Source organism: Microbacterium sp. B19, from assembly GCF_000333395.1.
Lineage (GTDB): Bacteria > Actinomycetota > Actinomycetes > Actinomycetales > Microbacteriaceae > Microbacterium.
Map to the genome: position 1 here is coordinate 27,868 of NZ_BADA01000545.1, position 20,317 is coordinate 48,184.

Here is a 20,317-nt window from a genome sequence, read left to right on the forward strand (position 1 = left end):
CTGTATTGCTGTGCGATGAACCTACGTGTCCTGCATGTTACGGAGGTCTCTCGGCGGTCGCCTCAACCCGGTGAGGCAAGCGTTACTTCCTAGCCCCACCGGACGCGGTCCCGGGTAACGCCCCCTTCCTACGCTGACGGCACGCCTCGTCGATGCGGGGCGCTGCACCTCCCCCATCGCTGACCGGAGGAACCCCCGTGACCGTCACCGACCCGCGCCCCGAAACCGCAACGCCGCCCGCGGCCGCAACGACCAACGCCGCCAGGCCCGCGGCCCCAACCGAAGCAGCCACGCCAGAACTGATCCACCGCCCCGGCCGCTGGATCGACAACTGGAACCCCGAGAACGCCCAGCAGTGGGCCGAAAAAGGCAAAGCCATCGCCGCCCGCAACCTGCGGTGGTCGATCTTCGCCGAGTTCCTCGGGTTCGTCGTGTGGCAGCTGTGGTCGGTCGTGGTCGTGTCGCTGCCGGCGGCTGGCTTCCAGCTGTCGACGGGCGAGATCTTCTGGCTCATCTCGATGCCGAGCCTGGTCGGCGCGACCCTGCGGATCCCCTACACGTTCATGGTTCCGCGCTTCGGCGGCCGCAACTGGACGATCGTGTCGGCCGGTCTCCTGCTCATCCCCACGATCGGGCTGGCCATCGCGGTCAGCAACCCGCAGACGCCTTTCGGTGTCCTCCTCCTGATCGCCGCCCTCGCCGGCTTCGGCGGCGGCAACTTCGCCAGCTCGATGGCGAACATCACGTTCTTCTACCCGGCCGCGCAGAAGGGCTACGCGCTCGGACTCAACGCTGCCGGCGGCAATCTCGGCGCCTCGGTCGCGCAGTTCCTCGTCCCGATCGTCATCACCGTGGGCGCTGCCGCGACGCTGAACCTGCCGCTCGCGGGGCTCATCTGGGTGCCGCTGATCCTCGTCGCCATGGCCGGCGCTTACTTCCGCATGGACAACCTCTCGGCCGCAAAGGCCGACATCGCGGCATCCCTCGCAGCTCTGAAAGAGCCGCACCTGTGGATCCTCGCCGTCCTCTACATCGGCACCTTCGGCTCGTTCATCGGCTTCGCGGGCGTCTTCCCCAAGCTGCTCGCCGACACGTTCCCCGACTTCAAGGGCTTCACCATCGGCACCGCCACGGTGACCCTCGCGTTCCTCGGCGCCCTCGTCGGCTCGCTCGCCCGCCCCTACGGTGGCAAGCTCGCCGACCGCTTCGGCGGCACCCGCATCACGATCGGCGCGTTCACGGCGATGGGTCTCGGCATCCTGAGCGTCGTCCTCACCCTGCCGCTGCAGAACTTCGCGATCTTCCTGCTCTGCTTCCTCGTGCTCTTCGCGGCCGCGGGCATCGGCAACGGCTCGACCTACCGCATGATCCCGACGATCTTCGCCCTGCGCGCGAAGGACGGCGTCGGCGCGCAGCGCAAGGCCGCCGCGGCCCTCGGACTCATCTCGGCGATCGGCGCGTACGGCGGGTTCTTCATCCCGCAGCTGCTCGGCCTGTCGAAGACGTCGTTCGGCTCGTACGTCCCCGCGCTCACGTGGTTCATCGGCGCGTACGTCGTCTTCCTCGCGATCACGGCCGGCGTCTACCTGACGATGTCGAAGAAGACCGGCACCCGCATCTGATGCACACCATGAGCTCCGCCGACACCCACTGCCCCTACTGCGCGCTGCAGTGCGCGATGACCGTCCTCCACGACAGCGAGACGGCGGTCACCGGCCGCGACTTCCCCACCAACCGGGGAGGACTCTGCGCCAAGGGCTGGACGTCGGCGGAGCTCCTGGCATCCCCCCACCGACTCCGGATGCCACTGATGCGGCGCCCCGACGGAACCCTCGCCGAAGTCACGTGGGACGAGGCCCTGGATGCCGTGGCCGCGGCGTTCCGCGAGACGCGAGCGAACCACGGACCCGACGCGAACGCCCTCTTCGGCGGCGGCGGCCTCACCAACGAGAAGGCGTACCTGCTCGGCAAGTTCGCCCGCGTCGCTCTCGGCACCTCGCGCATCGACTACAACGGTCGCTTCTGCATGTCGTCGGCGGCAGCGGCATCCAATCGGGCCTTCGGAATGGACCGCGGCCTGCCCTTCCCGGTCACCGACCTCGACGACGCCCGGACGATCCTGCTCCTCGGCTCCAACGTCGCGGCGACCATGCCACCGTTCCTCGCGCACCTCGCGGGGGCGCGGGCTGCGGGCGGACTGATCGTCGTCGACCCGCGCCGGTCGGCGACCGCGCGCCTCACCGAGGACGGCGCCGGTCTGCACCTGCAGCCCGCGCCCGGCACCGACCTGCCGCTCCTCCTCGGCCTGACGCACATCGTGCTCGCCGAGGGGCTGGCGGACGACACCTATATAGAGGCACGCACGACCGGGTTCGACGCCGTTCGGCGCAGCGTCGCCGCGTGGTGGCCCGAGCGCACGTCCGCGACGACGGGCGTCCCGGTCGCGCTGCTCCGGCAGACCGCGCGACGGCTCGCGGAAGGCGGCGCGTACATCCTCACCGGACGCGGCGTCGAGCAGCACGTCGACGGCACCGCGACCGCCACGGCCGCGATCAACCTCGCGCTCGTCCTCGGGCTCGTCGGCCGCGAGGGCTCGGGCTACGGCACGCTCACCGGGCAGGGCAACGGCCAGGGCGGCCGCGAGCACGGGCAGAAGGCCGACCAGCTCCCCGGCTACCGCTCGATCCGCGACCCCGACGCCCGTCGGCACGTCGCCGGGGTGTGGGGCATCGCCCCGGACGAGCTCCCGGATGCCGGCATCCCGGCCACCGCCCTCCTCGGCGAACTCGGCGGACCGGTGAGGACGCTCCTCGTCGCGGGGTCGAACGTCGTCGTGTCCGCTCCCGACGTCGAGGCCGTGCGCGCCGGGCTCGAGGCCCTCGACACGCTGATCGTGTGCGACTTCTTCCTCTCCGAGACCGCCGCGCTGGCCCACATCGTGCTGCCGGTCCTGCAGTGGGCCGAGGAGGAGGGGACGATGACCTCCCTCGAGGGCCGCGTGCTCCGCCGCCGCCGCGCGCTGCCCGGACCCGACGGAGCCCGCAGCGAGCTGTGGATCCTCGCCGAGATCGCACGGCGCCTGGGCGCGGCATCCACGTGGCCGACCGAACCGGCCGAGGTCTTCAACGAACTCGCCCGCGCCTCCGAGGGCGGCATCGCCGACTACTCGGGTCTGTCGCACGCGCTGCTCGACACCGGCGTCGCGGCGTACTGGCCGTTCCGCTCCAAAAGCACCCCGCGTCCGTTCACCGAACGCTTCGCCCACCCCGACGGCCGCGCGCGCCTCATCCCCGTGGATGCCACACCCCCGACGCCCACCGACGGCGCCGGCGAACTGACCCTCGTCACCGGCCGCTACCTGCAGCAGTACCAGTCCGGGACGCAGACGCGGCGGGTGCCCGAGCTGAACGCCGCACGCCCCGAGGCGCGGCTCGAGATCCATCCGGCGACGGCGTCGGGGCTCGGCATCCGGGAAGGCGATCTCGTCGCGGTCTCGAACGCGCGCGGCACCGTGCGGGCGCGGGCGAGCGTGACGACCGACATCCGGCACGACACGGTGTTCCTGCCGTTCCACTACGCCGGCGACGAGTGCGCCAACCGGCTCACCGAGGCGATCGTCGACCCCACGTCGGCGATGCCGGAGTTCAAACGCACGCGCGTGCGGCTGTCGATCGAGGGGAGCGCGCATGTCTGAGCGGGTGGTTCTGGTCGGCTACGGACCGGTCGGAGCGCGACTCGTCGAGGGGCTGCTGCCCGCGGTTCGCGACGGACGCATCGACCTCACCGTCGTCGGCGCCGAGACGCACGACGTCTACAACCGCGTCCTGCTCGCCGAATACGCCGTCGGCCGCGCCGACCGCGAGCGCCTCGACCTCGCCGACCGCCGCGTCGCCGAAGACGCCGGCGTGCGGTTCCATCTCGGCAGCGCGGTGGTCGGGATCGACCGGCACTCGCGGGTGGTGCGCCTCCACGACGGCGAACGGATGCCGTACGACCGACTCGTGCTCGCCACCGGCGCCCGCGCGAACGTGCCGACGCTGGCCGGACTCGAGCGTGCGCACCGGGATCGCCGGGCCGCGCCCGGGGCGCCCGCCGCGCTCGACCACGGCACGGCGCCGCTCCCCCGAGGGGTCGTGGCGCTGCGCGACCTCGCCGACGCCGAGCAGGTGCGCGCGGCCGTGCGGGCGGGGCAGCGGATCGTCGTGCTGGGCGCCGGGGTGCTCGGCATGGAGTTCGCCCTGGCCGCGGCCGAGACGGGCGCCGCGGTGACCGTGGCGTACCACTCGCCCGCGCCGATGAACCGCACGCTCGACGAGAACGGCGGGCGCGTGCTCGCCGCCGCGGCCGTCGCGGCGGGCGTCGAGATGCAGCACCACGCCCGCGCCGAGAGCATCGACTTCCGCTACGACGACCACGGACGCGCGTGGTTCGACGCCCTCGTCTGCGCGGACGGCCGGGTGCTCGCGGGCGACCTGCTCGTGCTGTCGTGCGGGGTGGCGGCGCGGACGGAGGTGGCATCCCTCTCAGGCCTCGCCACCGCGACCGGCGTGCTCGTCGACGCCGACTCGCGGACGTGGACCGACCCCGACGTCTTCGCCATCGGCGACTGCGCACACGTCGCGGATCCCGCGTCGGAGGGCCGCGTCACGGGCGGCCCGAGCGGACTCATCGGCCCCGGCTGGCGTCAGGCCGACCGGCTCGCCGCGCTGCTGTCGACGGGAGACGCCGCGCCCGCCGCCGCCGAGCGCCCGGGCGTCGTAATGCTCAAGGCCGAGGGCATCGACGTCGTCGCCGGCGGCGCGGTCGACGTCGACCCGTTCGCCCACGCCCCCTCCTGCTCCGGGCCGCAGGTGACGCTGTGGGCCGACCCGGCCCGCGGCGCGTACGTCAAACTCGTGACGGTCGACGGCGTCCTGACCGGTTTCGTCGCGGTCGGGATGCCACGCACCGGCGCCGAACTCACCCTGCTGTTCGAGCGCGGATCCGAGCTGCCGGCCGACCGGTCGTCGCTCCTGCGGCTGGACGCGCCGGACGTCGGGATGCCCGCGGTCGGCGACCCCTTCGCGGCGGATGCCACGGTGTGCTGGTGCAACGGCGTCAGCGCCGGCGCCATTCGCGAGGCGGTCGCGGCCGGAGAGCCGACGGTCGCCTGCGTCAAGGCATCCACGCGTGCGGGAACCGGCTGCGGCGGATGCGTCGGGCGGATCAGCGAGCTGCTCGCGCGGGAGGGCGTCGGGGTGTGAGCGCGTCCCAGGGTGGTCCACGCGGGGTCACCTCCGACTCGTTGCGACCCCGGGCTTTCGGGGCGCCCCGGAATTAGGCTGAGCCGCGTCGGACCACGACCGCCGAGAGGGGACACGACCGTGTCGATGAGCGATCCGTTTCTGCCCGTGCATCGCGACGGAACCGAAGAAGACCCGCGCGAGATCGACCTCGACCACGACGTCGACGTGCTGTTCGACGACGGCGCCGAGGGAGAGACGCTGCCCGCCTCGACGGCGACGCCCCCGTTCCGCACGCCCGTCCCCGGCGACGCGCTCGACGAGGAGCAGTTGGATGAGGACCTCGGCGTGACTCCGCCGCCCGGCGAGTGATCAGCGGACCGGGAAGTAGTGCTCCTCGACCGGCTCCCCCACGGTCAGGTTGATCGCGGCATCCAGGATCCCCCGGTCGTACCCCGTCCACCGTTCGACGGACGCGCGTGTGAACTCGCCCCACGACGGCACGACGAACTCCTCGCGGTAGACGTTCTCGCGTTCTCCGCTGCGGTCGAGGCGCCAGTCGCTGGCGCCGGTCCGTCGACGTGAGCGCTCCACCGCCGCCATCGCCGTGACGAATTCCGTCTCGTCGCCGGGCTGCACCGTGTAGGTGACCGTGATCGCCACCGGTCCATCGGCGGGACCGGGGAGGAACACGAGCGTCGGCGCCGCCGACGCGAGCGCGACGACCGTGCGGTCGAGCCGCCCGGTCGACGGGAGCAACGGCAGCAACGGCACGCTCGCGGCGACGAGCACGAGCATCGCCGCACCGATGAGGAAGCACGCCAGCGACCCAATCGCCTGTGCGAGGGCGCCCCAGAAGAACGACGCGACGCCCTGCCCGCCGATGAACACCAGCAGATAGATGCCCATCCCGCGCGCCCGCACCCACGAGGCGAGCGTCAGCTGCAGCGCGGCGTTGAGGTTGGTGACGGTGGCGATCCACGCGGTGCCCACGAAGACGAAGGACACGACCACCGCGGGCAGCGACCCCGTCGCGGGAACGGCGAGACCCACGGCGTAGACCGCGGCCGAGCCGGCGAGGATCCACGAGTCCGACAGGCGCCGCCGGAGCACCGGCATCACGAACACCCCGAGCACCGCGCCCACGCCCAGCACGCCGAGGAGCAGACCGTACCCGGCCGAGCCGAGGCCCAGGTGCGCGTTCGCGACGTCGGGGAGGAGCGCCCACAGCACCGACGCGGGGATCACGAACAGCCCCGACCTCAGCAGGATGCGCCGCACGCCCGGTGCCGACCGCACGTAGCGGATGCCCGCGGCCGCCGCCGGGAGAAACCGCTCGCGCGCGGGGCGCGGGGGCGTGGCATCCGGTCTCCATCTCGCGAGCACCGCGACGACGCCGACGAACGACACGGCGTTGAGTCCGAACACCAGCGCGGGACCGCCGAGGCTGACGAGCACGCCCGCGAGCGCGGGGCCGATCGCCCGCGCACCGTTGACCGTGATGCCCGACAGCGACGCGGCCGCGGGAATCTCGGCGCGCGGCACGAGATCGGGCTGGATCGCCTGCCACGCCGGGTTCGACAGGGCGGCGATGCATCCGAGCACGAACGTCATGAGGAGCAGCGACCACGGCGCGAGCGCGCCGACAGCCTCCATCACCCACAGCGCGCTCGCGGCGACAGTGGATGCCGCCGACAGCACGATCAGCAGGCGCCGCCGATCGCCGCCGTCGGCGAGCACGCCCGCGACCAGCGAGAGCAGCAGAACCGGGAGAAGGGATGCCGTCTGCACCCACGCCACGAGCGCGGACGAGTGCGTCGCCTCGAGGAGGAACCACTGCGCACCGACCGACTGCATCCAGCTGCCGATGTTCGAACCCAGCTGCGCGAGCCACAGGTTGCGGAACGCGGGGTGGGCGAACGGCGCCCACGCCCCACCGCTGGCGCCGGTCCGATGTGCCATGCGTTCTCCCATCGGTCCGCCCACCCCGCCGCCCGAACGTACGACACTCTCCGCGGCGAGGCACCCGACAACTGTCGAGAGGCCGCGGCTCCCCTAGGCTTCCCGTCATGACCGACGCCCCCGCCCCTCCCGGCCGCACCGCCGTCGTGGCCGCCGCGATCGCGCTCTTCGCCGAGCGCGGCTACGACCAGACGTCGGTCGAGCAGATCGCGCAGGCGGCGGGAGTGTCGCGGTCGACCTTCTTCCGGCAGTTCGGCGGCAAGGAAGACGTCGTGTTCGCCGACCACGAGGTGCTCCTCGACGAGACGCGCACGTTCCTGTCGCAGCCGCACCCCGACCCGTGGGCCGCGGTGTGCGACGCGTCGATGCGCGTGTTCCGGCACTTCGCCGCCGACCCCGAACTGGCCCGCCGCCGCTACGCGATCGTGCGCGAGGAACCCGCGCTGCGCGACCGCGAGATCGTCACGGTGTTCCAGTACGAACGCCTCTTCGACCAGTACCTGCGCGAGTCGCTTCCCGGCCTCGACCCCCTGGATGCCGTCGGCTTCGCCGCCCTCGTCACCGCCGTGCACAACCACGTGCTGCGCCGCCTCATGCGCGGCGCTCGGGTGCCGGCATCCACTCTCCGCCGTGCCCTCGACGACGTGCTCCGCCGCTACGGCGTGCACCCCGACGGCGAGGACGCCGCGGGCGACGACCTCATCGTCGCGGCGTTCCCCCGCCGCATGCCGGCGGCCGAGGTGACCCGGCGCTTGCGCGCGAGCCTGCCGCAGTAGGGGCACGGGGTCGCTGCGCGGGCGCCGGTGGCAGCGCCGGCGCGCACGCTGCGGCGGTCCTCCCCCTGTTGAGTGTCCAAGACACGCCGCTGCGCGGCCGCGCGGTGCGGCGTGCCTTGGACGCTCGGGCACTCACCCCACGCGCGCGTGGCGCACATGCGCTCCATCGATGATCGAGCGTCCAAGACACGCCGCTGGGCGGCACCCCGATGCGGCGTGCTTGGACACTCGGTGTTCGCGAACACGTGACACTCAGTACCACCATGAGCGATACTGAGTACATGAGCACCGACGCCCAGACCCGCGCGCTCCCCGGCGAGCGCATCGCCTCGTACGACCTCCTCGGCCGCCGCGACACCGACTACTACGCGGTGTTCGCCGACATCCCCGACGCCGACCGCGACGCGTGGGACCGCGCCAAGACCTTCGTCGACGAGGTCGGCACCCGCATGCAGGGCGAATGGGATGCCGCGACCTACCCGGTCGAGCTGCTCCGGCGCATGGGCGAGCTCGAGCTGTTCACTGACGGCATCGAGCACCCCGAGCTCCCGGCATCCACTCCCCTCGCGGCGGGCCTGGTGAACATGGAGGTTTCGCGGGGCGATGGCTCGCTCGCGACGGCCCTCGCCGTGCAGGGCGGCCTGGCGCTCCGCACGCTCGCGCTCTTCGGCTCCCCCGAGCAGCAGGCGCGCTGGCTGAAGCCCCTCGCCGAGGGCACGGTGCTCGGCGCCTTCGCACTCACCGAGCCGGATCACGGCTCCGACTCCGTCTCACTCGAGACCACCGCGACCCGCACCGACGACGGCTGGTCACTGTCGGGCACCAAGAAGTGGATCGGTAACGGCGCCTCCGGCGGCATCACGTTCGTCTGGGCGCGAGTGGATGCCGAGGGCGACGCCGACCACGATCAGGTCCGCTGCTTCCTCGTCGAGCAGGACAGCCCGGGATACACGGGCACCGTCATCACGGGCAAGGTGTCGCTGCGTGGCATCCATCAGGCCCACATCGCGCTCGACGATGTGCGTCTTCCCGCGGATGCCGTGCTCCCGGGCACCCACACCTTCAAGGACGCGTCGACCGTCCTGTTCGCCACGCGCTCGGGCGTCGCGTGGTCGGCGCTGGGCCACGCGACCGCCTGCTACGAGGCCGCGCGAACATATGCCACGGAGCGCATACAGTTCGGCAAGCCCCTCGCGAAGTTCCAGATGGTGCAGGAACGCCTCACGCAGATGCTCGACGAGCTCACCGCGATGCAGCTCTTCTGCCGCCGTCTCGCCGATCTCGAGACCTCGGGCGGACTCCGCCCCACCCAGGCCTCGCTCGCGAAGTACCACAACACCCGCGCCGCCCGCCGGATCGCGGCGATCGCGCGCGACCTCCTCGGCGGCAACGGCATCCTGCTCGAGAACGGCGTCATGCAGCACATGGCCGACATCGAGGCGATCCACACGTACGAGGGCACGGAGAGCGTGCAGGCGCTCCTGCTCGGCCGCGACATCACCGGGATGAGCGCGTTCGTCTGATCCCGGATGCCACGCCCCCGGCGCGTAACCACCGCCGGTGTCGTGCGCAACCGCCGGACCCATGTCGGTGGCGTTCGCTACCTTCTGACCATGGGCCTGTTCTCTCGCCATCCCGCCGCTCGTGACGTCGCGACCACCGTCGCCCAGACGGTGCAGGCGCCACCCCGCAGCCTCTGGGCCGACGGGTTCGGCCGTCTCGCCGTGCGCGCGGTGCAGATCATCGTCGTCGTGATCCTCGTGGCCGGGGTGATCTGGGGCATCCGGCAGCTCACGTTGGTCATCATCCCGCTGGTCCTCGCGCTCATCTTCGCGTCGGCCTTCGGACCCGTCACGATGTGGCTGCGCCGCAAGGGCGTCCCCGCGGTGCTCGCGACCCTGCTGACGCTGCTCGCGGTCGTCGTCGTCCTCGGCCTCCTCGGGTGGCTCGTGGTCAGCGCCGTCATCGACCAGTGGCCCAAGCTCAGTTCGCAGGCGACGCAGGGCTTCCAGCAGGCCCAGGATTGGTACCACACGCTGCCGTTCGCGATCTCGCAGGAGCAGGTCGATCAGGCGGTCCAAGGCATCCAGGGCTTCGTCACGAGCTCCGACTTCGGCAACAGCGCCCTGGCCGGCGTCAATGCGATCGCCTCTTTCGCGACGGGCTTCGTGCTGCTGGTCGTCATCCTGTTCTTCTTCCTCAAGGACGGCCCGCGCATGTGGGAGTTCGTCCTCCGCCCCTTCCACGGCTCGGACTACGACCGCGCGCGCCGCATCGGCGACAAGACGGTGACGGTCCTCGGCTCGTACATGCGCGGAACGGCCTCCGTCGCCGCGGTCGACGCGATCGGCATCGGCATCGGTCTGCTGATCCTTCAGGTGCCGCTCGCTCTGCCGCTCGCCGTGCTCGTGTTCCTTCTCGCGTTCATCCCCATCGTGGGGGCCGTCACGGCCGGCATCCTGGCGGCGCTCGTCGCGCTCGTGACCAACGGCTGGGTCGTCGCGCTCATCGTCGTGGGCATCGTGGTGCTCGTGAACCAGCTCGAGGGCAACTTCCTGCAGCCGGTGCTCATGGGCCGCTCGATGAAGCTGCACTCCTTCGTCGTGCTTGTCGTCCTCGCGGGCGGAACGGCGATCGGCGGCATCCTCGGCACCCTTCTTGCGGTTCCGCTCACCGCCGTCGTCTGGGGGATCATCACGGTCTGGAACGGTCCCGACCAGCCCGCCGAGTGGGCGCGGCGGAAGAAGCGCCGGAACCCCGTGCCGCTCGCCGGCGACGAGAGCGAGGGCTGATCCGATGCCGTACGACATCCCCGCGCCGATGCTGGCGAAGGCCGTACCCGCCGTGCCCGAACCCGGCAAGGTCGAGGGCGGGCTGTCGTACGAGCCGAAGTGGGACGGGTTCCGCGCGCTCGTGTCCTGGGACGGCACCGACGTCGAGATCGGCAGCCGCGGCGCGAAGCCGCTGACGCGCTACTTCCCCGAACTGGTCGAGGCGTTCTCACGGCTCCTGCCCGAACCGTGCCTCATCGACGGCGAGGTGGTCGTGGCCCGCGGCGAGGCCGGGGCGCAGCGCCTCGACTGGGAGGCGCTGTCGCAGCGCATCCACCCCGCCGCGTCGCGCGTGAAGCTGCTCTCGGAGGAGACCCCGGCGATGTTCATCGCGTTCGACCTCCTCGCCCGCGGCGACCGCGACCTGCAGGAGGCTCCGTTCGCGGAACGCCGGGCGCAGCTCGTCGACCTCCTCGGATCCGTGCCGCACCCCGTGCACGTCACCCGCACCACCGACGATCCCGACCTCGCGCGCCGCTGGCTCGCCGAGTTCGAGGGCGCCGGGCTCGACGGCGTCGTCGCGAAGCCGCTCGCGCAGCCCTACGCGCCGAACAAGCGCACGATGTTCAAGATCAAGCACGCCCGGACGGCCGACGTCGTCGCGCTCGGATACCGGATCCACAAGTCGGGTCAGGGCGTCGGGTCGCTGCTCGTCGGGCTGTACGACGCGGCCGGCCGTCTGCACGGCGTGGGCGGCGTCTCCGCGTGGACCGACAAGCGCCGCCTCGAACTCATCGACGAACTCGCGCCGCTCGTGGAGCGGGATGCCGAGGGGGAGGCGGTCGTCGGCGAGACCGATCGCTCGAGATTCTCGGCATCCAAGGATGTGTCGTTCGTCCGGCTCCGCCCCGAACGCGTGCTCGAGGTGCGCTACGACCAGCTCGAGGGCATGCGCTTCCGCCACACGGTGCAGTTCGAGCGCTGGCGCCCCGACCGCGACGCGACGTCGTGCACCTTCGAACAGCTCGAGACCGTCGGGGCGTACGACCTGGGCGACGTCCTGGACTGACGCCGGAGCGCTACTCCGCCGGCATCCTCGCGCGCGAGGGTTGCACGCGCGGCGGCTCCCCCGGCATCTTGGGGAACTCCGGCGGGAACGGCAGCTCGCCGAGCCCGGCGTCGAGGTCGCGCTGCCACCATTCGAGCAGCGTGTCGATGCGGCCGGGTGCGGCGCCGAAGTCCGCCCACGGATCGCCGACGGATGCCAACCTCTCCGGCACCGAGCGGACGGTGAAGGCCGTGGGGTCGATGGCATCCAGTTCGTCCCACGTCACCGGCGTCGACACCGTCGCGGCCGGGAGCGCTCGCGGCGAATACGCCCCGGCCATCGTCCGGTCGCGGTTGGCCTGGTTGAAGTCGACGAAGATCCGCTCGCCGCGCTCCTCCTTCCACCAGTGGGTGGTGACGGCATCCGGCATCCGGCGCTCCAGTTCGCGCGCCGCCGCGATCACCGCGTGCCGCACATCGAGGAACTCGTGCGTCGGCTCGATGGGGCAGAAGACGTGCAGACCACGGTTGCCGCTCGTCTTCGCCCACGCCTCGAGACCGGCCTCGCGCAGCACCTTCCGCAATTCGTGCGCGGCGACGACCGCCTCGGCGAAGCCGGTGCCGGGCTGCGGGTCGAGGTCGATCCGCAGCTCGACGGGATGGTCGGGGTTGCTCGCGAGCGACGCCCACGGGTGGAACACGATCGTGTTCATCTGGGCCGCCCAGACCGCCGACCCGATCTCGGTGAGGACGAGCTGGGGATGCCGCCGCCCGCTGTTGTACGTCACGGTGACGGCCTCGACGAACGACGGCGACCCCTTCGGCGGGTTCTTCGAGAAGAAGCTCTCGCCGCCCACACCGTCCGGGAACCGTTCGAGAGAGACGGGGCGGTTGCCGTTGGCCGCGAGGAACGGCTCGGCGACGGCGATGAGGTACTCCGCGAGCTCGCGCTTCGTGATGCCCACCTCGGGCCACAGCACGCGGTCGGGGTTGGAGACGCCGATCTCGCGATCGCCCTCGGGCCCGGGAACGGTGAGCGTGATGCGCGGGGATGCCATGCCCCGACGGTAACGGTCAGCGCGCGCCGTGTCTGCCCCGTTGCCCCGCCCCTGAGGTCTCGCCTTGCTGCGTGAGGTGCCAACATTTGTCGCCTCCGGGCGCGGCGAGGCGACAAATCTTGGCACCTCACGCGCTGTTCAGGGCACTGTCCAGCCCTCCCCATGGCATACCGCGCCCGCCTACGCTCGATGCATGACCTCCCGTGCCGCCCGCACCGCCCTCGACGTCGCCGACTGGCGGCGCCGCGTCTTCGCGCTCTACGCCGCCATCCGCGAGGAGGACGACCCCGAAGACGCCCACGAACTGTGGCGCATCGAGCGCGACGCTCTCTTCGCCGATCACCCGGCGACTCCCCTGCTCCCGGAGCAGCGCGAAGGATTCACGGGCCTGCCGCTCGCCCCGTACGACGCCGCGTGGCGGTTCGAGGTGACGCTGCTCGACGCCGAGGAGGCCTCCTTCGTCGCGACGACCGGCACCGACGGCGACGTCGGCTTCGAGCGCATCGGCCGCGTCGAGCTGCCCGACACCGGGTCGCTTGACGTGTGGCGCCTCACGTCGTACGGGGGCGGGCTGTTCGTCCCCGTGCGGGACGCGTCGGCCGGACGACCGGGCGGCACCTATGGTGGGGGCCGGTACCTGCTCGACACGATCAAGGGCGCCGACCTCGGCACCGGCGCCGCACCCGACACCCTCGTGATCGACTTCAACTTCGCGTACAACCCGTCGTGCGCGTACGACCCGGCCTGGGCGTGCCCGCTGGCTCCCGTCGGCAACGTGCTGCCCGTGACGGTGCCCGTCGGCGAGCTGTACGGGGTGTAGCCCGCCGGCGAGCCGGCCTGCGCGTGCCGGGCTCCGTGTGCCGAGCTCCGTGTGCCGGGCTGCGCGTGCCGGCCTTCGTGTGCCGGGCTCCGTGTGCCGGGCTCCGTGTGCCGGGCTCCGTGTGCCGGCCTCCGTGTGCCGGGCTCCGGAGAATCCCGCCGTCCGTCCCGCAGGGCCGGCCTACAGCCGCGCCACTCCGCCGACATATCCGGAGCGCGGCACGTGCCTCCGTGCCGAACTCCTGAGAAATCCGGCGCGGAGCGCGCGAAACCAGTCCCCGCGGCCCCGCGGGGGCAGAAACTCAGGAGTTTCGCCCGCAGCGCGGCCCCGCCGCAGGCCGGCCGCATCCACAGCGAAGACGTCGGCCGCCGGCTGTTGCGGCCGACGCGACCGTGCCGAACTCCTGAGAAATTCGGCGCCGAGCGCGCGAAACCAGTCTCCGCGGCCCCACGGGGGCAGAAACTCAGGAGTTTCGCCCGCAGCGCGGCCCCGCCCCAGGCCGGCCGCATCCACAGCGGCACGCGCGCGGCCCCGCCGCAGCCCGGCCGCATCCACAGCGGCACGCGCGCGGCCCCGCCCCGCCGGAGCCCCGCCGCAGCGGCGCCGGAGCCCACCCGCGGCGCGGAGCGGGTCGGACTACTCCGCCAGAGCCAGCAGCCCGCCGAGGTCGTCGCGGGTCAGCCGGATCCACGGACCGGCCGGGTCGACGAGCAGCCCGGTGAGACCGTCGTCGCCGGCGATCGCCTTGGCCAGCTGCTCCTTCTGCAGCGGCACGGCCTGGTCGCCGCGGCCGAGCGCGAGCAGCTCGAGCGGGTGCGAGAACACCTCGAGGAACCGTTCGCCGGTCGCCGTCCGCGACTCGGCGACGCCGACGGGCCCGCCGTCCTCGGGCTGAGCGACGGCGATCCACAGGGGCGCACCGGCAAGGATCGCTGCGGCGACGGTGGATGCCGTGGCCTCGGTGCGCGGCTCGCTGAGCGCCGTCTTGATGCGCAGCTCGGGATCGGCCTCGGACACCATCCGCTCCAGCAGCGCCGTGGGCAGAACGGCCCGGGCGTCGCCGGACGAGTGGTCGAGGACGACACCGGCGAAAGGTCCGCTGAGCGCGTGGTTGATCATCGCCATGACCGGCTGCCCCATCGCCGAGGTGTCGCGGTCACCGTCCGCTTCCACGGCCTGGCTGAGCGCCTGGCCGCTGCTGTACGCGAGGACGAGCTGCTCGTCGCCGCGGGTCGCGATCGCGAGCGGCAGGTCCTTGCCCTCGGCCACGAGCGCGCGGGCGTCGCCCTTCACGCGTAGGAAGACGTGGCCCTGCAGGAGCTGGCGCGCGACGTTGAGGAGCTGCGACGGTTCCGCCGAGCCGGTGATCTCGGCGAGGGCCATCGCGAGCAGAACGTTGTCCTGGACCCCGGGGATGGATTCGCGAGGTGCGGGCGCCTCCATCGGTCCGGGCTGCCGGGCCGACGGGCGGGCGGCGACCGGCGGAGTGGAGTCGGTGACGGGAGCCGCATCGGCCGGGGCGCCGACGCCGCGGAAGGACGACGTCGAGATGGTGACCTGGGGCACCGGAGCCTCGGACTCCGCCGGGGCGGGGTCGACGGGCTGCTCGCCCGGTTCGATCACACCCTCGGGGCGGTCGGCCGACACGTCATCGGAATCGGAATTCTTGCGGCGCGAGAAAAGTGCCATTGTTCGACCCTATCCGTGCGGCGTGTCCGCCCGGCGTGTCGCGGGTCGCCTCACAGCTTCGAGATCGGCGCGATCTTGACGAGCAGCTTCTTCGCGCCGACCGTCTCGAACCGCACGTGCGCCACGCGCTTCGCGCCCTCGCCGGTGATGGCATCCACGCGTCCTTCGCCGAAGTCGTCGTGGCGGATGCGATCTCCCGCCGCCAGTTCCATGTCGCCGTTGTCGCGCACCTTGGCGGGAATGCGGTTGGGGAACTTGCTCGGGTCGGCCGGCGCGCGCTTCGGCAGCGGGACGAGGTCGTCGCCGTACCGGCTGCCGCCGCCGGTCTGTCCGGGCCGGCGCCCGCGGGCGTTGAGCGCGCGGGACTGCGTACCGCCCCGACCGTTCACGTCGCCGGGCGACTGGCGCCAGTCGATGAGCTCGGCCGGGATCTCCTGCAGGAACCGGCTCGGCATCGCGACGGTGACCTCGCCGAACTGCGCCCGGGTCATCGCGAGCGAGACGTGCAGGCGCTTCCGCGCGCGCGTGATGCCCACGTAGAACAGACGCCGCTCTTCCTGCGGGCCACCCGGCTCCCCGGCCGAGATGCGGTGCGGGAGCAGGTCTTCCTCCACGCCGGTCAGGAACACCGCGTCGTACTCGAGACCCTTCGCGGTGTGCAGGGTCATGAGCGAGACCGAGCCGGACGCGTCGTCGAGGTCGTCGGCATCCGCCACCAGGGCCACCTCGGTGAGGAAGTCGATGATCGTGCCGTCGGGGTTGTTGCGGGCGAACTCGCGCGTCACGGCGACGAGTTCGTCGAGGTTCTCGAGTCGCGCCTCGTCCTGCGGGTCGCGGCTGGCGCGGAGCGCGTCGAAGTAGCCGCTCTTGTTGAGCAACAGCGTGAGTCCCTCGGTCACGGAGGTCGAGGGGGCGAGTTCACCGGATGCCGGGAGCATCACGGCCGTGGCCTCGCTCAGCACCGCGTCGAGCTGGTCGATCGCCTTCTGCAGCTTCGGGCCGACGCCGAGCTGTGCGGAGTTGGCCAGAGCGTCGCGGAACGTGATGTCGTGCTCGGCGGCGTACCGCGCGATCGCCGTCTCGGTGACGTCGCCGATCCCGCGCCGCGGGCGGTTGAGGATGCGCCGCAGAGCCATCGAGTCGGCCGGGTTCGCCACGGCGACGAGGTAGGCCAGCGCGTCCTTGATCTCGGCGCGCTCGTAGAACTTCGTGCCGCCCATGATCTTGTACGGCACCGCGGAGCGGATGAAGATCTCTTCCAGCGCTCGGGACTGCGAGTTGGTTCGGTAGAACACCGCCATCTGCGCGTAGTCGATGCCCTTGCGATGCAGAGCCTCGATCTCGTCGGCGACGAACTGCGCCTCGTCGTGCTGCGAGTACCCGGTGAACCCGATGATCGGGTCGCCGGCGCCCACGTCGGTCCACAGCTTCTTGTCTTTGCGGTCGAAGTTGTTGGAGATGACGGCGTTCGCCGCCGAGAGGATGTTCTGCGTCGAGCGGTAGTTCTGCTCGAGCAGCACGACCTTGGCACCGGGGTAGTCGCGCTCGAACTCGCTGATGTTGCGGATGTCGGCGCCACGGAAGGCGTAGATCGATTGGTCGGAGTCACCGACGACCGTGAGCGACGCCCCGCTCTCGCCGGAGGGCTCGGGCTCGAAGATCATCATGCCGCCGCCACCCGAGAGCGGTTCGGCGTCGCTGCCCGGCGGGCGGGTCAGCTCGTGGATGAGGGCGTACTGCGCGTGGTTGGTGTCCTGGTACTCGTCGACCAGGATGTGGCGGAACCGCTTCCGATACACGTCGGCCACCTGCGGGAACGCCCGGAACAGATAGACGGTCTGCGCGATCAGGTCGTCGAAGTCGAACGCGTTCGCGCGCTGCAGCTCCCGCTGGTACGCCGCGAAGATCTCGATGAACACGCGCTCAGCGGGATCGCTGGTGTTGGCCTGCCGCGCGTAGGACTCGGCATCCGCCAACTCGTTCTTGAGCTTGGAGATACGACTCTGCGTGCCGGCGGGGGTCAGGCCGAACGCGTCGCCCTCGTGGTCCTTCACGAGACGCTTGATGAGCGCGCGCGAGTCGCCCGAGTCGTAGATCGTGAACGCCTTCGTGAACCCGAACTGCTGCGCCTCGCGCCGCAGGATCCGGACGCACGCCGAGTGGAACGTCGAGATCCACATGCCGTCGGCGCGCTGCCCGATGAGGTTGTGCACGCGCTCGCGCATCTCGCCCGCGGCCTTGTTGGTGAAGGTGATCGCGAGGATCTGGCTGGGGTACGCCTCGCGCGTGCGGAGCAGCGACGCGATGCGCCGCGTCAGCACACTCGTCTTGCCCGACCCGGCCCCCGCGACGATGAGCAGCGCCTGCCCCCGGTAGGTGACGGCCTCGCGCTGCGGCCCGTTCAGCCCTTCGAGCAGGTCGGCGTCGGGGCGGGCATCCGACGGGGCGGAGCCGCCGACGATGAGGGGGGTGGAGGCGTCGGTCATGGCGATATCAAGTCTAGGCGGGGCCTCCGACACGCCGCCCGTTCGGGGATCATGGACGCATGCGCCTGATCCTCAACGTCCTGTGGCTCGTCCTCTCGGGGTTCTGGCTGTTCCTCGGGTATCTCGCGGCGGGCATCGTGCTCTGCATCCTGATCCTCACGATCCCGTGGGGCATCGCGTCCTTCCGCATCGGCCTGTACGCCCTGTGGCCGTTCGGTCGCGAGATCGTCGCGAAGCCGACGGCGGGCGTCGGGTCGTTCCTGGGGAACGTCGTGTGGGTCGTGCTCGCCGGGTGGTGGCTCGCTCTCGGCCACATCTTCACCGGCCTCGCACTGTGCATCACGATCATCGGCATCCCTCTCGGGATCGCGAACTTCAAGCTCGTTCCGGTGTCGCTCATGCCGCTCGGGAAAGAGGTGCGAATCCGACGTGGCGGCCCCTTCGACCGCACGCTCGCGGGCTGACCTCACCGCTCAGGCGGACCTGGAGGCTCAGGCGGGCCGCCACGCAAGCGGGCCACCGCTCAAGCGGTCGGTCGCCGGCGCCGGTGCTCCCCCGGGCGCAACGGCAGCGCGAGGATGAGACCGGTGATCGCCGCCAGCGTCGCGATCACGGCGACGGTGACGAGCAGCCCGGTCGGGAACCGCTCGTCGGAGAGGCCCGTGACCCGCGCGAGATGCCACGGCAGCACGCCGATCTGACTGTTCCACCCGCGCAGCGCCTCGCTCGCGCCGATCGCGGCGGCCGTAGCGGTCGGCAACGCGAACACCGCGCCGACCCCGGCGAGCGCGACGCCCACCGCACGGCGCACGCCGAGCTGCGCTTCGAGCGACCACCCGGCGACGACGAAGACCCACGCGACGAGAGCGAGCGCGACGGTCACGTAGACGATGCGGACGAACGGCAGCCCCCACAGCGCGGGCCAGATCCCTTCGGGGCCGGAGAGCGAGATCGCGCCGAGCGTCACGATGCAGCGCAGCACGATGGCCCCGCCGACCGCGGCGATGATCGGCCACGGCGAGCGCGCACCGAGCAGCAGCCGCACGACGAGGGCGAACACCAGCCACCCGGCGATCGCGAGCACGACGCCGCCGAGCCCGTCGCCATGCGCCTGCAGGATGCGTGTCGCCAGCAGCAGCACCCCGGCACGAGGATCATGCACCCCGGTCGAGCGGCAGCACGCCGAGCGTCGATTCGCGCGCACGCCAGGGCCGGGTCGAGGCGATCCACGTCGCCCGCGCGGCGGCGGCACCGGGTCGTCCGACGAGACGCGTCCGCGCCGCCAGCATGCCGATCACGACCCAGGCGACCCCGAGAACGAGGAGCACCCGCGCGACCCACTCGGTCGCGGTGTCGACCTCGATCGGCATCCTCGCGAACGGATCGACCAGCAGCGCGAGCAGCACGCCGATGACGAGGAGCGCGGCGACGGTCCCCAGGGCCAGGATGCCTCGCCCCGCCGTCGTCGCCATGTGCCCACGTTACCCGGCCGGGCGGGGCTCCCCCGCCCACCCGGCGCCGGCCCGGCAGCCGGGGCGCTTCCCCAGCCCGGCGACCCCGGCCGCCCCCGCCCCGCCGGGCGGGGCGCACCCCACCCGGCCGCCCCCGTCAGGCGCGGTCGTGAAGGGTCACGTGGTAGCCGTCGGGGTCGGCGAAGGTGAAGGTCCGCCCGAACGGCCCGTCGATGGGGGCCGAGACGATGCGGTGTCCGTCGGCGGCGAGCGCGTCGTGGATCGCCTGAGAGTCCGTCGCGTGGAGCCACAGGGCGACACCGATGCCCGGCTGGGCGATCGCGTCGAGGTCGGTGCCGGGGACGAGGTCGCGAAGCGCGAACGCGATGGGGGCGGTGTCGAAGACGACCGCGTGCGGAGGCCCGGCGGGCGAGCGCACGAGACCCAGGTACTGCTCGTAGAACGCGCGGGAAGCGTGGAGGTCGCGCACCTGCAGGGAGATGAAGTCGGGGCCGGTGACGGGCATGGGATCCTTCTTTCGTGTCAGTTATCTGACATGGAGCATATGTCAGAATACTGACATGACGCAAGAGGCGATCGACCTGGACACCTCGCTCGGCTATCTCCTCAAGGAGGCGGCGAGCGCCCTGCGGGCGACGATGGAAGACGTCCTCCGCCCCCTGGGCATGACCATCACGCACTACTCGTGCCTCGAACTGCTCGCGCAGCGCCCCGGCTCGTCGAACTCCGACCTCGCGCGCGGTGCGTTCGTCACCCGGCAGTCCATGAACGTGCTCCTGCAGTCGCTCGAGCGCGACGGTGTCGTCGAGCGACCCGCGACGGCCCCGTCCGGCAAAGTCCTCCCCACCCGCCTCACCGACAAGGGGCGCCGCGACCTCGCCGCGGCGAGCGCTGCGGTGCGATCGGTCGAGCGGCGCATGCTCGGCGGGATGACGGATGCCGAGCAGGCGGCGGCGCGGATCGCACTGCGATCGATGGTGCAGGCACTTCGCGAAGGATGACGCGGGAGGCGGA

The 20,317-nt window shown here is 71.8% G+C and carries 18 protein-coding genes; 11 read left to right on the forward strand and 7 right to left on the reverse strand.

The features are described 5' to 3' along the window. The first annotated feature begins 197 nt into the window (after window positions 1-197). The 4 genes from I5G_RS18645 to I5G_RS26075 all read left to right on the forward strand — a co-directional run bounded on the left by I5G_RS18645 (window position 198) and on the right by I5G_RS26075 (window position 5,594). Window positions 198-1,622, forward strand: coding sequence for an MFS transporter (locus I5G_RS18645; RefSeq protein WP_022880411.1), 1,425 nt, complete (start codon window positions 198-200; stop codon window positions 1,620-1,622). Window positions 1,623-1,630: 8 nt separating this feature from the next. After that, window positions 1,631-3,694, forward strand: a complete 2,064-nt coding sequence (locus I5G_RS23585; protein ID WP_051038895.1) for a molybdopterin oxidoreductase family protein — start codon at window positions 1,631-1,633, stop codon at window positions 3,692-3,694. Next, complete coding sequence (locus tag I5G_RS18655; protein ID WP_022880413.1) at window positions 3,687-5,243, forward strand: FAD-dependent oxidoreductase; 1,557 nt, start codon at window positions 3,687-3,689, stop codon at window positions 5,241-5,243. The genes I5G_RS23585 and I5G_RS18655 overlap by 8 nt, the downstream gene beginning before the upstream one ends. Before the next feature lie 126 nt (window positions 5,244-5,369). After that, entirely contained in the window at window positions 5,370-5,594 is a 225-nt protein-coding gene (locus I5G_RS26075) for a hypothetical protein (protein WP_036329407.1), read from the forward strand. Here I5G_RS26075 and I5G_RS18665 read toward each other — a convergent pair whose 3' ends face one another. Then, the gene (locus I5G_RS18665; protein ID WP_022880415.1) at window positions 5,595-7,184 is read right to left on the reverse strand and encodes an MFS transporter; all 1,590 of its coding nucleotides are present in this window, start codon (window positions 7,182-7,184) and stop codon (window positions 5,595-5,597) included. A 107-nt stretch (window positions 7,185-7,291) separates the two neighbouring features. Between I5G_RS18665 and I5G_RS18670 the strand changes: the two genes are divergently transcribed. The 4 genes from I5G_RS18670 (at window position 7,292) to I5G_RS18685 (ending at window position 11,800) form a co-directional block, all read left to right on the forward strand. Beyond that, a complete protein-coding gene (locus tag I5G_RS18670) occupies window positions 7,292-7,960 on the forward strand; it encodes a TetR/AcrR family transcriptional regulator (RefSeq protein ID WP_022880416.1) in 669 nt (222 codons plus the stop codon). 281 nt (window positions 7,961-8,241) lie between these two features. Next, window positions 8,242-9,483, forward strand: a complete 1,242-nt coding sequence (locus I5G_RS18675) for an acyl-CoA dehydrogenase family protein (protein WP_022880417.1) — start codon at window positions 8,242-8,244, stop codon at window positions 9,481-9,483. A gap of 90 nt (window positions 9,484-9,573) precedes the next feature. After that, a complete protein-coding gene (locus I5G_RS18680) occupies window positions 9,574-10,752 on the forward strand; it encodes an AI-2E family transporter (protein WP_026096091.1) in 1,179 nt (392 codons plus the stop codon). Window positions 10,753-10,756: 4 nt separating this feature from the next. Next, on the forward strand, window positions 10,757-11,800 hold the full coding sequence (locus I5G_RS18685; protein ID WP_022880419.1) for an ATP-dependent DNA ligase: 1,044 nt from the start codon (window positions 10,757-10,759) through the stop codon (window positions 11,798-11,800). A 10-nt stretch (window positions 11,801-11,810) separates the two neighbouring features. Here I5G_RS18685 and ligD read toward each other — a convergent pair whose 3' ends face one another. Further along, a complete protein-coding gene (gene ligD, locus I5G_RS18690) occupies window positions 11,811-12,836 on the reverse strand; it encodes a non-homologous end-joining DNA ligase (protein WP_022880420.1) in 1,026 nt (341 codons plus the stop codon). A 193-nt stretch (window positions 12,837-13,029) separates the two neighbouring features. Between ligD and I5G_RS18695 the strand changes: the two genes are divergently transcribed. Then, the gene (locus tag I5G_RS18695; RefSeq protein ID WP_022880421.1) at window positions 13,030-13,656 is read left to right on the forward strand and encodes a DUF1684 domain-containing protein; all 627 of its coding nucleotides are present in this window, start codon (window positions 13,030-13,032) and stop codon (window positions 13,654-13,656) included. Between the two features lie 636 nt (window positions 13,657-14,292). On the opposite strand, the gene I5G_RS18700 is transcribed toward I5G_RS18695, so the two are convergent. After that, a complete protein-coding gene (locus I5G_RS18700; RefSeq protein ID WP_022880422.1) occupies window positions 14,293-15,345 on the reverse strand; it encodes an SseB family protein in 1,053 nt (350 codons plus the stop codon). A 50-nt stretch (window positions 15,346-15,395) separates the two neighbouring features. Beyond that, window positions 15,396-17,831 carry an ATP-dependent helicase gene (locus I5G_RS18705; RefSeq protein ID WP_026096092.1) on the reverse strand — a complete coding sequence of 812 codons (2,436 nt, stop codon included), beginning with the start codon at window positions 17,829-17,831 and terminating at the stop codon, window positions 15,396-15,398. 59 nt (window positions 17,832-17,890) lie between these two features. Here I5G_RS18705 and I5G_RS18710 point away from each other — a divergent pair, with 59 nt between their 5' ends. Then, window positions 17,891-18,295 (forward strand): YccF domain-containing protein, encoded by a 405-nt coding sequence (locus I5G_RS18710; protein WP_022880424.1) that lies wholly within the window; start codon window positions 17,891-17,893, stop codon window positions 18,293-18,295. Between the two features lie 59 nt (window positions 18,296-18,354). Here the strand turns inward: I5G_RS18710 and I5G_RS18715 are convergent, their stop codons facing one another. The 3 genes from I5G_RS18715 to I5G_RS18725 form a co-directional block, all read right to left on the reverse strand. Then, complete coding sequence (locus I5G_RS18715; RefSeq protein ID WP_148286549.1) at window positions 18,355-18,993, reverse strand: hypothetical protein; 639 nt, start codon at window positions 18,991-18,993, stop codon at window positions 18,355-18,357. Continuing rightward, window positions 18,986-19,303, reverse strand: a complete 318-nt coding sequence (locus tag I5G_RS18720; protein ID WP_022880426.1) for a hypothetical protein — start codon at window positions 19,301-19,303, stop codon at window positions 18,986-18,988. The genes I5G_RS18715 and I5G_RS18720 overlap by 8 nt, the downstream gene beginning before the upstream one ends. Window positions 19,304-19,439: 136 nt before the next feature. Further along, window positions 19,440-19,808, reverse strand: a complete 369-nt coding sequence (locus I5G_RS18725; protein WP_022880427.1) for a VOC family protein — start codon at window positions 19,806-19,808, stop codon at window positions 19,440-19,442. Window positions 19,809-19,863: 55 nt separating this feature from the next. Between I5G_RS18725 and I5G_RS18730 the strand changes: the two genes are divergently transcribed. Beyond that, entirely contained in the window at window positions 19,864-20,304 is a 441-nt protein-coding gene (locus tag I5G_RS18730; protein WP_022880428.1) for a MarR family winged helix-turn-helix transcriptional regulator, read from the forward strand. Window positions 20,305-20,317 lie beyond the last annotated feature (13 nt).

Bases quoted from the DNA above. Each gene is read 5' to 3' on its own strand.
- I5G_RS18655 (WP_022880413.1), top strand. From the start codon at position 3,687: ATGTCTGAGCGGGTGGTTCTGGTCGGCTACGGACCGGTCGGAGCGCGA.
- I5G_RS18720 (WP_022880426.1), bottom strand. From the start codon at position 19,303: ATGGCGACGACGGCGGGGCGAGGCATCCTGGCCCTGGGGACCGTCGCC.
- I5G_RS18665 (WP_022880415.1), bottom strand. From the start codon at position 7,184: ATGGCACATCGGACCGGCGCCAGCGGTGGGGCGTGGGCGCCGTTCGCC.
- ligD (WP_022880420.1), bottom strand. From the start codon at position 12,836: ATGGCATCCCCGCGCATCACGCTCACCGTTCCCGGGCCCGAGGGCGAT.
- I5G_RS18685 (WP_022880419.1), top strand. From the start codon at position 10,757: ATGCCGTACGACATCCCCGCGCCGATGCTGGCGAAGGCCGTACCCGCC.
- I5G_RS18705 (WP_026096092.1), bottom strand. From the start codon at position 17,831: ATGACCGACGCCTCCACCCCCCTCATCGTCGGCGGCTCCGCCCCGTCG.
- I5G_RS18725 (WP_022880427.1), bottom strand. From the start codon at position 19,808: ATGCCCGTCACCGGCCCCGACTTCATCTCCCTGCAGGTGCGCGACCTC.
- I5G_RS18670 (WP_022880416.1), top strand. From the start codon at position 7,292: ATGACCGACGCCCCCGCCCCTCCCGGCCGCACCGCCGTCGTGGCCGCC.
- I5G_RS18710 (WP_022880424.1), top strand. From the start codon at position 17,891: ATGCGCCTGATCCTCAACGTCCTGTGGCTCGTCCTCTCGGGGTTCTGG.
- I5G_RS23585 (WP_051038895.1), top strand. From the start codon at position 1,631: ATGAGCTCCGCCGACACCCACTGCCCCTACTGCGCGCTGCAGTGCGCG.
- I5G_RS18675 (WP_022880417.1), top strand. From the start codon at position 8,242: ATGAGCACCGACGCCCAGACCCGCGCGCTCCCCGGCGAGCGCATCGCC.
- I5G_RS18680 (WP_026096091.1), top strand. From the start codon at position 9,574: ATGGGCCTGTTCTCTCGCCATCCCGCCGCTCGTGACGTCGCGACCACC.
- I5G_RS26075 (WP_036329407.1), top strand. From the start codon at position 5,370: ATGAGCGATCCGTTTCTGCCCGTGCATCGCGACGGAACCGAAGAAGAC.
- I5G_RS18695 (WP_022880421.1), top strand. From the start codon at position 13,030: ATGACCTCCCGTGCCGCCCGCACCGCCCTCGACGTCGCCGACTGGCGG.
- I5G_RS18700 (WP_022880422.1), bottom strand. From the start codon at position 15,345: ATGGCACTTTTCTCGCGCCGCAAGAATTCCGATTCCGATGACGTGTCG.
- I5G_RS18730 (WP_022880428.1), top strand. From the start codon at position 19,864: ATGACGCAAGAGGCGATCGACCTGGACACCTCGCTCGGCTATCTCCTC.